General features: G+C 60.4%; 11 protein-coding genes. 4 read left to right on the top strand and 7 right to left on the bottom strand.

The features are described from left to right. Window positions 1-15: 15 nt before the first annotated feature. The gene (locus ACVBAU_RS01070) at window positions 16-594 is read left to right on the top strand and encodes a DUF1285 domain-containing protein (protein WP_448327392.1); all 579 of its coding nucleotides are present in this window, start codon (window positions 16-18) and stop codon (window positions 592-594) included. 140 nt (window positions 595-734) lie between these two features. On the opposite strand, the gene polA is transcribed toward ACVBAU_RS01070, so the two are convergent. The 3 genes from polA to ACVBAU_RS01055 form a co-directional block, all read right to left on the bottom strand. Beyond that, window positions 735-3,533 carry a DNA polymerase I gene (gene polA, locus ACVBAU_RS01065; RefSeq protein ID WP_448327390.1) on the bottom strand — a complete coding sequence of 933 codons (2,799 nt, stop codon included), beginning with the start codon at window positions 3,531-3,533 and terminating at the stop codon, window positions 735-737. Between the two features lie 119 nt (window positions 3,534-3,652). Next, window positions 3,653-4,279 carry a TIGR02117 family protein gene (locus ACVBAU_RS01060; protein WP_273073400.1) on the bottom strand — a complete coding sequence of 209 codons (627 nt, stop codon included), beginning with the start codon at window positions 4,277-4,279 and terminating at the stop codon, window positions 3,653-3,655. Between the two features lie 50 nt (window positions 4,280-4,329). After that, the gene (locus ACVBAU_RS01055) at window positions 4,330-4,509 is read right to left on the bottom strand and encodes a zinc-finger domain-containing protein (RefSeq protein ID WP_093732042.1); all 180 of its coding nucleotides are present in this window, start codon (window positions 4,507-4,509) and stop codon (window positions 4,330-4,332) included. Between the two features lie 185 nt (window positions 4,510-4,694). Here ACVBAU_RS01055 and gpmI point away from each other — a divergent pair, with 185 nt between their 5' ends. The 3 genes from gpmI to ACVBAU_RS01040 are packed head-to-tail and all read left to right on the top strand — an operon-like array spanning window position 4,695 to window position 8,680. Next, window positions 4,695-6,212 carry a 2,3-bisphosphoglycerate-independent phosphoglycerate mutase gene (gene gpmI, locus ACVBAU_RS01050; protein ID WP_448327387.1) on the top strand — a complete coding sequence of 506 codons (1,518 nt, stop codon included), beginning with the start codon at window positions 4,695-4,697 and terminating at the stop codon, window positions 6,210-6,212. Further along, entirely contained in the window at window positions 6,209-7,339 is a 1,131-nt protein-coding gene (locus ACVBAU_RS01045; protein ID WP_448327386.1) for a murein hydrolase activator EnvC family protein, read from the top strand. The genes gpmI and ACVBAU_RS01045 overlap by 4 nt, the downstream gene beginning before the upstream one ends. A 3-nt stretch (window positions 7,340-7,342) precedes the next feature. Continuing rightward, window positions 7,343-8,680 (top strand): S41 family peptidase, encoded by a 1,338-nt coding sequence (locus tag ACVBAU_RS01040; RefSeq protein ID WP_448327384.1) that lies wholly within the window; start codon window positions 7,343-7,345, stop codon window positions 8,678-8,680. 153 nt (window positions 8,681-8,833) lie between these two features. Here the strand turns inward: ACVBAU_RS01040 and ACVBAU_RS01035 are convergent, their stop codons facing one another. From ACVBAU_RS01035 to ilvD, 4 genes are all read right to left on the bottom strand, one after another. Further along, window positions 8,834-9,205 (bottom strand): hypothetical protein, encoded by a 372-nt coding sequence (locus ACVBAU_RS01035; RefSeq protein WP_448327382.1) that lies wholly within the window; start codon window positions 9,203-9,205, stop codon window positions 8,834-8,836. 9 nt (window positions 9,206-9,214) lie between these two features. Further along, a complete protein-coding gene (locus ACVBAU_RS01030; protein ID WP_138924789.1) occupies window positions 9,215-9,988 on the bottom strand; it encodes a DUF6478 family protein in 774 nt (257 codons plus the stop codon). Between the two features lie 97 nt (window positions 9,989-10,085). Beyond that, on the bottom strand, window positions 10,086-10,682 hold the full coding sequence (locus ACVBAU_RS01025; RefSeq protein WP_335744626.1) for a hypothetical protein: 597 nt from the start codon (window positions 10,680-10,682) through the stop codon (window positions 10,086-10,088). Then, window positions 10,663-12,429, bottom strand: a complete 1,767-nt coding sequence (ilvD, locus tag ACVBAU_RS01020) for a dihydroxy-acid dehydratase (RefSeq protein ID WP_138924791.1) — start codon at window positions 12,427-12,429, stop codon at window positions 10,663-10,665. The genes ACVBAU_RS01025 and ilvD overlap by 20 nt, the downstream gene beginning before the upstream one ends. Window positions 12,430-12,452 lie beyond the last annotated feature (23 nt).

The raw sequence follows: 12,452 nt of genomic DNA, 5'->3' as shown, positions 1-12,452 counted from the left end.
GAAATGGCAAAAGCAATGAGTGGACAAAAAACCGTGACCCCAACAGCAGAAAGCCTTGCCGCGTCTGTTTCCGCCGCCAAAACACGCGGATTGCCGCCGGTAGAGAAGTGGAACCCTCCGTTTTGCGGCGATCTGGACATGGAGATCAAACGCGACGGCACCTGGTTCTATCAAGGCACCCCGATTGGCCGCATGGGGCTGGTGAAACTCTTTGCGTCGATTCTGATCCGTGAAGATGACGATTATTTCCTGATCACGCCGGTCGAAAAGGTCGGCATCAAGGTCGAAGATGCCCCCTTTGTCGCCATCGATTTCGAGGCCGAAGGCAGCGGCACCGACCAGACGCTCACGTTCCAGACCAACCTTGGGGATATCGCGGTTGCGGGCCCCGATCTGCCGATCCGTATCGAGCGTGCCCCCGATACCGGAGAGCCCGCGCCCTATGTCCGCATCCGCCGCAACCTTGAGGCGCTGATCGACCGGAAAAGCTTTTACCGGCTGGTCGAACTGGGTCAGCACCACGAGGGATGGTTCGGCGTATGGTCCGGCGGCAGCTTCTTTGGAATCATCCCGTCGGACGAACTACCTGACTGATTTTTTGTGCGCGGAAAGCGAGCCGCTGCGACGCGCGGCATGGGGTATCACGGCTGGTTAGGCGGTGAAAATATACCATTCCCGCGGACCAAAGGCAGCTCTCACTGGATGGTGCTCACCTAGACAAACGGCAAAGGCGCTTAATGCGCCTCTGCCCAGTTTGACCCGATGCCCGCGTCCACCGTCAGCTTTACGTCCAGTTTGACCACCGGATCGGCTGCGTTTTCCATCACATGACGCGCGGCGTCGATCAGAGCGTCTTCAGCCCCTTTTTCCACCTCGAACAGCAGTTCATCGTGCACCTGCAACAGCATCGTGGCGGGCAAGCCCTTGATCGCGTCGGGCATGCGGATCATCGCGCGGCGGATTACGTCTGCGGCTGTCCCCTGGATCGGCGCGTTAATAGCGGCCCGTTGGGCGAACCCGGCGCGGGGGCCTTTGGCGCTGATCTCTGGCGTGTGGATTTTGCGTCCGAACAGGGTCTGCACAAAGCCATGCTCTTTCGCGAACGCTTTGGTGTCGTTCATATAGGTGCGGATGCCGGGGAAACGTTCGAAATAACGGTCAATGAAGCCCTGTGCCTCGGCTCGCGGAATGCGCAGGTTGCGCGCCAGGCCAAAGCCCGAGATGCCATAGATGACACCAAAGTTGATCGCCTTAGCCTGACGGCGCACGTCCGATGTCATTTCATCGAGGGGGACGCCGAACATTTCTGATGCGGTCAGGGCGTGAATGTCGATGCCGTCCTGAAAGGCCTGCTTGAGCTCGGGGATGTTGGCAATATGCGCCAAGATCCGCAGCTCGATCTGGGAATAGTCCAGCGCAATCAGCACTTTACCCTGCTCGGCAACAAAGGCCTCGCGGATGCGGCGGCCTTCTTCGGATCGGATCGGGATGTTTTGCAAGTTTGGATCGGTTGACGCCAGCCGGCCCGTCGATGCCCCCGCGATGGAGTATGAGGTGTGTACGCGTCCGGTGTCAGGGTTGATGTGGTCCTGAAGCGCGTCGGTATAGGTCGATTTCAGCTTCGACAGTTGCCGCCAGTCCAGCACACGTGCGGGCAGGTCATGCTCTGTTGCCAGATCTTCGAGCACGTCGGCACCAGTGGCATAGGCACCTGTCTTGCCCTTTTTGCCGCCTTCCAGCGCCATCTCGTCAAACAGGATCTCACCAAGCTGCTTGGGCGATCCGACATTGAATTTGCGACCGGCGAGTTGATAAATTTCATCCTCAAGCCCTGCCATCTTCTGCGCAAAGGCATTCGACATCCGGCTTAGCGTATCGCGGTCAACCTTGACGCCAGACCGTTCCATCGCGGCCAACACAGGCACCAAGGGACGTTCAAGCGTTTCATACACCTTCGTCACCTCGACGCGGTGCAGCTGCGGCTTGAACAGCTGCCACAAACGCAGGGTAATATCCGCATCCTCCGCGGCATATTTTACGGCATCGGCCAGCGGTACCTTATCAAAGGTGATCGCGGATTTACCCGAGCCTAGCAAAGGTTTGATCGGGATCGGTGTGTGCGACAGGTACCGTTCTGACAGCGTGTCCATGCCGTGACCGTGCAGCCCGGCGTGCATCGCATAAGACAGCAGCATCGTATCGTCGATCGGGGCGACATTGATGCCGAGCTGCCCAAATATCTTGCTGTCGTATTTCATGTTCTGCCCGATTTTCAGGATCGTGGGGTCCTGCAACATCGGGGTCAACAGGCGCAGCGCATCTTCAAGGGGGATCTGCCCCTCAGCCAGATCGTCAGAGCCAAACAGATCATCGCTGCCACGCGCCTTGTGGATGAGCGGGATATAGCAGGCTTTGCCGGGTTCGACGCAAAGCGATACGCCGACCAGCTGCGCGACCATATCGTCCAGCCCGGTGGTCTCTGTATCGACGGCAACATAGCCGAATTCGTAAATCCGGTCGATCCAGGCCTTCAGCGCCTCTGTGTCGCTGACATGTTCATACAGATCCGGATCAAAGGGCACGTCCGCCGCGGCGGGGGCATCGGCAGCAACCGGTGCGTCCGCGATGGTGGGGGCCTCTTTGCCCAAAACCTCTGCTACGCGTTTTGACAGCGTGCGAAACTCCATCTCGGCAAGGAAACCGAGCAGCTGGTCGGCATTGGGGTCGCGTACCTCGAGGTCGTCCAGCGTAAAGTCCAGCGGCGTATTCTCGTCCAGCTGAACCAGAGCGCGGGACAGGCGGATTTGATCTGCGTGGTCGATCAAGGTCTGGCGGCGCTTGGGCTGTTTGATCTCACCCGCGCGTTCAAGCAACGTATCAAGATCGCCATATTCGTTAATCAGCAGCGCGGCGGTCTTGATCCCGATTCCGGGTGCGCCGGGCACGTTATCGACGGAATCGCCGGCTAGGGCTTGCACATCAACCACACGGTCGGGGAACACGCCGAATTTCTCGAACACGCCATCACGGTCGATGCTTTTGTTCTTCATCGCATCCAGCATTTCGACGCCGCCGCCGACCAGCTGCATCAAATCCTTGTCCGAGCTAATGATGGTGCAGCGCCCGCCCGCGGCACGGGCCTGCACGGCGAGCGTCGCGATGATATCATCCGCCTCATAGCCTTGCTTTTCCTTGCACGCGATGTTGAAGGCTTCGGTGGCGGTGCGGGTCAGGGGGATCTGCGGACGCAGGTCTTCGGGCATGGCCTCGCGGTTGGCCTTGTACTTGTCGTACATGTCATTGCGGAAGGTGTGGCTCCCCTTGTCAAAGATCACGGCCACATGGGTTGGCGCATCGGGCCCGGTGTTGCCTTCGACATAGCGCTGCAACATGTTGCAAAATCCTGCAACGGCTCCGATCGGCAGCCCGTCTGATTTGCGCGTCAATGGCGGCAGCGCGTGGTAGGCGCGAAAAATAAACGCCGACCCGTCGATCAGATGCAGATGGTGACCCTTGCCAAATGTGCCGGACATGTCGGTGCTCCTCTTTCAGACAAGCCTTCTTTTGTCACGAAGCAGCCAAACTCTCCAGCGGCCAATTGACAGGGACCGGCTTCATTTTGCCACTTAAACTCCCTGCGGAGCGTCCCACGTCAGCGGTGATCGCTTTGGTAAAGTTGATAGGACAGGCTGACCGAAAGAGGCAGCGGCGTCCAACGCCCAAAACGCAAGCCCGCCGCACGCAGCTGGTCGCCGATCCAGACATTACAGGTGCGCAGGATGCTAAAACGCCCTTTGGCCGCAAAGAATCCGTCGGTGGTGGTATACCCTGTGACCCCCACGCGTTCGGGCAGGCCATCGGGCCCGAGTGTAAGCTCGGACCAGACATTATCTACCAGCGTGCGATACTGCCGTTCTGTCATCGCGACGCTCCGGCGTTTGATCTGCCGGTCTATTGGGCCGATCACGTCAATCCGCAAGACTGCGTCATCGCCGATAACACCGCGCCAGACATTGCCGGGCTTCAGCTCGCGATAGGTCGGGGTTTCCGTATAAAACTTGCGCGCGCCCCAGCCGATCACCAGCCAGCGCGCATCAGGGTGCGATAGCGGCACGCCACGCGCCTCGAGCGCTGCAAAACGCGGCCGCGAAATGTCATCGAGCGGAATCAGCAGATCGTAATGGATCGGTCCGTGGATCAGAAGCACGTCGCGCGTGGGCATCGCACGGTCTTGGGCTACGCCGGGCGCCCAGACGGCGCCAATAAGGGCAGCAATCACAAAACACGCTGGCACAAGCGCAAAGGCGCCCAGCCATCGTAACGCTTTGGTCAGACTTTGCCCTCAAACTCGGCGTGGATGAACTTGCAGTCGCAATACCCACATTCGACCCAGCCTTTGTCTTGCGGGATTTGCAGCCAGACGCGTGGGTGCCCCAAGGCACCTTCGCTGCCGTCACAGGCGACGCGCCAGGTGGTCACAATGCGGGTTTCCGGTGCTTGGAATGTCATGCTGTCGTCCTTGGCTTTGATGCGCCCATCTTATGACCAAACCGCGCCGGCAGGGCAAGGGTGCGCCGCGTGATTTGGCCAGCGCCTGCTTACAAGTTTGTAATCTGCGATGAATTAGGTTCACCATCCGTCACAGAGCCGCTAAAAGACGGAAAACCACTGAAAATCTTCGGAGCGGTCTTAGGATGAACACCCCAAAACCTGTCGTATTGTGCATTCTGGATGGGTGGGGCCTGTGCGATGATCCCAAAGGGAACGCACCGCTGCTGGCCAAGACACCGCATTTCGACCGGATCATGCAAAGCTGCCCCTCGGCCACGCTGACCACCTTTGGCCCTGGCGTCGGGTTGCCACAGGGGCAGATGGGGAACTCCGAAGTGGGGCATACCAATATCGGGGCCGGTCGGGTGGTGGCGATGGATCTGGGTCAGATTGATTTGGCTATCGAAGAGGGGGCGTTTGCGAAGCATCAGCCTTTGCTCGATTTTATTGCGACGCTGAAAAAGACCGGCGGCACGGCCCATCTGATGGGGCTGGTGTCTGACGGCGGCGTGCACGGGCATCTCACGCATATGATCGCCGCGGTGCACGCGATTTGCGATCACGGTGTTCCGGTGGTGATCCACGCTTTGACGGACGGGCGCGATGTGGCTCCACGGTCGGCACTGGGCTATTTCGAGACGTTGCAAGCGGCGTTGCCCGAAGGGGCGTCCATCGCGACAGTATTGGGGCGCTACTTTGCGATGGACCGCGACAACCGCTGGGACCGCGTGGCCAAAGCCTATGAGGCGATTGTTTTGGCCAAGGGCCGTGCCGCGCCGACCGCGTCCGCTGCGGTGACGGATGCCTACGGGTTGGAAGAGAACGACGAATTTATCACGCCCGCCGTGTTGCATGGCTATGGGGGTGTGCAAGACGGGGACGGGGTGTTTTGTCTGAATTTCCGCGCCGACCGCGCCCGCGAAATCATGTCGGCGCTTGCAGCTCCTGATTTTGATGCGTTCGACACGGGCACGCAACCCAAGTGGTCTGCGGTCATGGGAATGGCGGAATATTCCGATGCGCATATGGCGTTCATGACCACGATGTATCCCAAGCCCGAAATCGTAAATACGCTTGGCGCATGGGTTGCGCAGCATGGCCTGCGCCAGTTCCGTCTGGCCGAGACAGAGAAATACCCCCATGTGACGTTCTTCCTGAACGGCGGTGCGGAAACGCCGTTGATAGGCGAAGACCGCTTTATGCCAAAGTCGCCCAATGTGGCCACCTATGACATGCAGCCCGAGATGTCATGCGGCGAGGTGACGGACCATTTCGTGCAGGCGATCAAGGACCGCTATGACTTGATCGTGGTGAATTATGCAAACCCCGACATGGTAGGGCACACCGGCGATCTGGATGCCGCCATTGCCGCCTGCGAGGCGGTGGATACGGGCCTTGGCCGTGTGCTCGAGGCGCTAGAGGATGTCGGCGGGGCGATGATCGTCACGGCGGACCACGGCAATTGCGAAACCATGATTGATCCCGACACCGGCGGCGCGCACACGGCACATACATTGAACCCCGTGCCGGTTGCGGTTGTGGGCGGGCCCGAAGGGGCCAGTCTGCGCACAGGTCGGTTGGCCGATCTGGCCCCCACGGTCTTGCAGTTGATGGGATTGAAACAGCCGACCGAGATGACGGGAAAGTCCTTGCTCGAATGATCCGCTTTTGTGCCCTTGCTCTGATGATCTGGCCGGTCAGCGTGTTTGCGCAGACAGAGGCGGCTGAACAGGCGCGTCGTGCGATGGCCGATCTTGAGGCGGCCTCTGTCCAGTTGGATGCAGCGAGTGGTGCGCGGGACCGTGTTCAGGCACTAACCCAGACCATTCAGGCGTTTGAAACGGGTCTTGGTGCCATGCGCGAGGGGCTGCGTCAGGCGGCCATCAACGAGGCCCAACTGAGCAAGAAACTACAGGCCCGCGATGGCGAGGTCGCGCAGTTGCTGGGTGTGCTACAAAGCATTGGCGGAAACCCGTCGCCCACGTTGTTCCTGCACCCCGAAGGGCCGGTAGGCACGGCGCGCGCGGGCATGTTGTTGGCCGAGCTGACACCCGCGTTGAACACCCGCGCCGATGTGTTGCGGCAGGATTTGCAAGACGTCCAGACGCTGCGCGCACTGCAAACTGATGCGGCACAGCGCCTGCAGGACGGGCTGACCGAAATCCAGCGGGCCCGTACCGAATTGAACCAGGCCATGGCCAACCGAACCGACTTGCCCAAACGCTTTAGCGAAGACCCGGTCCGCACCGCGATCCTGATTTCCACCTCGGAAACACTGTCGGGGTTTGCCAGCGGCCTTTCGGAAATGACCTCAGAGCCGATCGCGGACGCGCCGGCTGATTTCGAAGGGCAGAAGGGCGAACTTGCCATGCCGGTGCAAGGCGTGATCCTGCGCCGCGCCAATGAAACCGATGCCGCAGGGGTGACACGCCCCGGTATTATCCTTGCCACACGCCCGCGTGCCATCGTGACATCGCCAACAGCGGCAACAATCCGCTACACCGGCCCCCTTTTGGACCTTGGCAACGTGGTCATTCTTGAACCTCGGGCCGGCGCGTTGTTTGTGTTGGCGGGGTTGGATGTGGTGTATGGCGAGGCAGGACAGGTGATCGCGGCGGCAACGCCTATCGGTCTGATGGGCGGCCCGACCGGGGTAAATCAACAGGCGCTCTCACCAAATGGTGATGGGGCTGGCATAGAGCGTTCAGAAACGCTCTATATAGAAGTAAGAGAGAACAATGTTCCGCAGGACCCGTCAGACTGGTTCCGAACTGATAAGGATGGATAAACGATGAAGAAGTTCGTGATGGCTGCCGTGGGCGGTACGCTGGCAGGGGTGATTGCCACGACGCAGATTGCGGGCCCTTTGCTGGCGCAGGAAACCGAAAAAAGCAGCAACGTCTATGAACAGCTTGATCTGTTCGGTGACATCTTTGAACGCATCCGCGCCCAATACGTCGAAGAGGTTGATACCGAAGAACTGGTCGAGGCCGCAATCAACGGCATGCTGACCTCGCTTGATCCCCACTCCAGCTATCTATCGCCAAAGGACGCGCTAAAAATGCGCGACCAGACGCGCGGAGAATTCGGCGGGCTTGGCATTGAGGTGACGCAGGAAGAGGGCTTCGTCAAAGTTGTTTCCCCCATCGACGGCACGCCTGCCTCTGAGGCGGGGATCGAAGCGGGCGATTTCATCACCCATGTGGATGGCGAAAGCCTGCTGGGTCTGACCCTGGATGACGCCGTTGAACTGATGCGCGGACCTGTCGGGTCCGAAATCGCGATCACCGTAGTGCGCGAAGGCGAGACAGAGCCGTTTGACGTGTCGCTGGTGCGGGATACCATCCAGCTGACCGCGGTGCGGGCGCGTACCGAGGGCAACGCTGTTGTCTTGCGTGTCACGACGTTCAATGAACAGACCTACCCCAAGCTGAAAGAAGGCCTGGACGAGCAGGTCAAAGCCGCCGGCGGGATCGAGAACGTCAGCGGCTTTGTGGTCGATCTGCGCAACAACCCCGGTGGGTTGCTGAACCAAGCGATCGCCGTGTCAGATGCCTTCCTTGAAGAAGGAGAGATCGTCAGCACACGTGGCCGTGATGCGGCAAATGGCGACCGCACCAATGCGACGCCGGGTGATCTGGCCGAGGGTAAGCCGATTGTCGTGCTGATCAACGGCGGCTCTGCTTCCGCCTCCGAGATCGTTGCCGGTGCCTTGCAAGACCACCGACGCGCGATTGTGGTGGGCACAAAAAGCTTTGGTAAAGGGTCGGTGCAAACGATCATGCCGCTGCGGGGCGAAGGGGCGATGCGCCTGACCACGGCGCGGTACTACACGCCGTCGGGCCGCTCTATCCAGGCGCTCGGGGTGTCCCCTGACATCATCGTCGCACAGCCTCCGACCAAACCTGCGGACCCCGAAGACGAGGATACAGCAGCACGCCCCCTGCGTACCGAAGCAGATCTGCGTGGCAGCCTCAACAATGACAGCCTGACCGACGATCAGGTCGACCAGATCATGGAAGACCGTGCCAAAGCCGAAAAAGCCGCGTCCTTGCGCGAAGAGGATTATCAGCTGGCCTATGCCATCGACATCCTCAAAGGCCTGTCCGCACTTGGCCCGAAAAAGTAAACGTCGCACTCAAAAGCTATGAAAAAAGGCCGGCCCGCAGTCATGCGGGCCGGCCTTTTGTTATTTCTGCCCGGGTTTCGTCGGGGCCAACTAAAGCGATCGGCCGCGGGGGCATCCCCAGCCTCACCATAGGGTTGGCGCACGAAGCGTCCGTCAGCTGGTTTCGACGCAATGCCGCCGAAAGGCCCGTTTAAGCATATCCAGCTCTGCACGCAGCAAATCCACCTCGGCACGCAGCTGCGGGCCCGTCACCTCGTCCCCGATCAGGGTGATTTTGGCCAGTGTCGTGCCGGATGTCCGATCTGCGATCAGCAGGGTATGGATGCCGTCGGCAATTGCCGCAGCGGGAACGGGGATGCTGAGCACCCAATGGTCAGACCCCGCGTTATGTACCAGCTTTATGCCCGCCACGTCGGCATCGGCGTGGGTGACTGCAAGATCGGGTTGGGCGTCGCCCGCGCCGGTGACTATCCCTTGCCACGTGCCATCGATCATATGGGTCTTGGTGAGGATCAGGTTGCTCATGCGGGGCTCCTACAACTGGGCGCGCGGGCGGCGCGAAAAGGTCAGGTCACGCAGCATGATCTGGTTCATCTCGGGCCCTTCAAAAATCAGGTCGATCCAGGCTTTCTCCACGCGCTTTTCATTCAGGTTGGAATAAGCGAGGTCGAACTCTGCTGTGATGTCGGTTTTGTCCAGCGGCAGTTCCTGAACCATCTGTTCTGTATTGGGGCCGTGGCGGATATTGAGACGGGCGAAGATCTCGATGGGTTTTTCCATCTCGATCACAGCATCCACACGCAGGACATGGGTCCGCTTAAGCCCCTCGACGCAGTCATCCGGCAAATCCAGAACCAGCGACAGGAACGACCCGTCAAACCGATAGACCTCCAGCCTCAGCCCATAGGGTGCCAGGTGGGTCTCTTCGAGGTTGCGGATTTGCCGGATGCCCAATTCTGACAGGATGCAATCGTGAAAGATCGTGACCTCGTCGCCCATGGTCGCTTTGGGCTGAACTGACGACAGGCCAGAGTGCGCCAATGGTGCGCGCCACAGCTGCGGACGCCAGGACCAGTCGGTGTTATGCGGGCGGAAGAATTTCGTGGACCCGACGCGGGGCAGGGCAAGTCGGTCTTCGGCGGTATAGATCAGCTTGTCCAGATGTCGGCGCAACGCGCGCGCTTGACCTGCTTGCTTGCGCAGCACCGAGATGTCGGTGTGGGGGGCACGGTCTGCCTTGGCTGACCAGCGGCGGGTGAACCGCGCGATCATGGCGCTGTCGATCAGCTTTTTCCCAAGTTTGCGCATGGTGCCTGTTACCCCGATTAAGGATTGGGTTGTTGGTCGTACCCTACCGGCTGCGGCTTGGGGGCACAAATGAAATGGGCGGGGTGTAATTGGCGCGTTAGTTGCGCTTGGCGACGGTGGTTTGCGCGGGTGCGCTTGCCTTCATGCTACGAGTGATCAACTGAGACAGCACCCCGCGCCCAGAGGTGCTTACGATATCGCCGCGTTCCGGACCGTAGACCGCGATGCCGGCGGTTTGTGTGCCCATCCGCGCCACGCCTCGCCATTGGTTCGGGGAAAGACCGCCCACAGGAATACGCCCTTGAGCGCGGAAAGTGACGTGATTTACGCCCTTTTCCACATTGCTCACGTTTTGCAGCGCGGTTTCTGCCGCGATCTGCTGTGCGCTTGGCAAGGGGCCGGATTTGGACGGGGTCAGGCTGACTGTGATCAACCCGCGCGGTGCCGCCCCCGCAGAGGCAGGTGCCCCTAACCCGTCACAGCGTGCAACCACGGCAAAGCGGGCTTCGAGGCTGGTCTGGTCGATGCAGAAACCGTCGGGGGCGACCAATTCGACCCCGCCGGCCATTTTTGCACGCGACAGCGGTGGCTTGGCAGCACCCGAAGACGCGCCAAACCCCTGACCGCCCTCGCAGGCGGTCAGAAGCACCAGCCCAAGGGCCGCGAGCGGACCTTTACAGGTCCATGTAGTCATGGGTTTCCGCCTTTGCGCCGGGATGCGTGACCGCACCCAGATAGGTTGGGCCCACAAGCTGCGCGTATTTCCACAGTGCGCCGCTTTGGTAGTTGGTCTTGCGCGCACCGGGCCAAGCGGCTTTACGCTCTGCCATTTCATCGTCCGAGATATCGACCGAGATAGAGCCGGTGATCGCGTTCAACGTGATCATGTCGCCCGCCTTGAGCAGGGCAATCGGGCCGCCATGTGCGGCTTCGGGACCAACGTGACCGACGCAGAAACCGCGTGTCGCACCAGAGAAACGGCCGTCAGTGATCAGCGCGACTTTTTTGCCCATGCCCTGACCGGAAAGTGCCGCTGTTGTCGCCAGCATTTCGCGCATGCCGGGGCCACCGGCGGGGCCTTCGTTGCGGATCACGAACACGTCGCCTTCGCTGTAGGCGCGGTTTTGCACGGCTTCGAAAGCGTCTTGCTCACATTCAAAGATCAGCGCCGGACCGGTAAACACGATGTCCTCTTCGGACATGCCCGCGATTTTCACGATCGCCCCTTCGGGGGCCAGGTTGCCCTTCAGGCCCACGACGCCACCGGTTTTGCTGATCGGCGTTTCGATGGCGTGGATGACTTTGCCGTCTGCTTCGCGTTCGATCATGTCCAGCTCTTCGCCGATAGACCGGCCCGAAACTGTCAGACAGTCAGCGTGCAGCAGCCCAGCCTTGCGCAGTTCCTTCATCACAACAGGCACACCGCCCGCGTCATACAGGTCTTTCGCCACATGTGACCCGCCGGGTTTCATGTCTACGAAATAGGGCGTGTCGCGGAAGATTTCGCACACATCGCTGAGGTCAAACGAGATGCCCGCCTCGGCGGCCATGGCTGGCAGGTGCAGGCCGGCATTCGTCGACCCGCCTGTGCATGCAACGATGCGTGCCGCGTTTTCAAACGCTTCGCGGGTACAGATGTCACGCGCACGAATGTTCTTTTCGATCAGGTGCATCACCGCTTCGCCCGAGGCGGCCGCATAGGCGTCACGCGATACATAGGGTGCGGGCATGCCCGAAGAGTTCAACAGCGCAAGGCCGATCGCCTCAGAGACGCAGGCCATAGTGTTGGCGGTGAACTGGCCACCACAGGCACCGGCCGTCGGGCAGGCCACGCGTTCCAATATCTCGAGGGCGGCTTGCGACATGCTGCCGTTCTGGTAGTTGCCCACGGCCTCGAACACGTCTTGCACGGTCAAATCACGGCTGGCGAATTCGGCAGGCACATCCGCACCTTCCGGCACTTTGCCCGGCAGGATCGACCCGCCATACAAGAACACAGACGGCACGTTCAGACGCAGCATCGCCATCATCATGCCGGGCAGCGATTTGTCGCAGCCCGCAAGCCCGACGATCGCATCGTAACAGTGCCCACGCATGGTCAGTTCCACGGTGTCGGCAATCGCCTCGCGCGATGCGAGCGACGACCGCATGCCCTCGTGGCCCATAGCGATACCGTCGGTCACGGTGATGGTGGTGAATTCGCGCGGCGTACCCTGCTGCGCCTTGACGCCGATCTTGACCGCTTGGGCCTGACGGTTCAGCGCGATGTTACACGGGGCCGCTTCGTTCCAGCAGGTTGCCACGCCCACCAGAGGCTGGTGAATCTCTTCTTCGGTCATGCCCATTGCGTAATAATAGGACCGGTGCGGCGCGCGCTCTGGCCCTTCGGTCACGTGCCGGCTTGGCAGTCTGGATTTATCAAAGCGGGTGTTGGTGGACATGTGGCAGGCCTCTCTGAGTGGAC

Source organism: Sulfitobacter sp. M13 (assembly GCF_053474885.1).
This window is presented reverse-complemented; position numbering and strand designations above follow the sequence as displayed.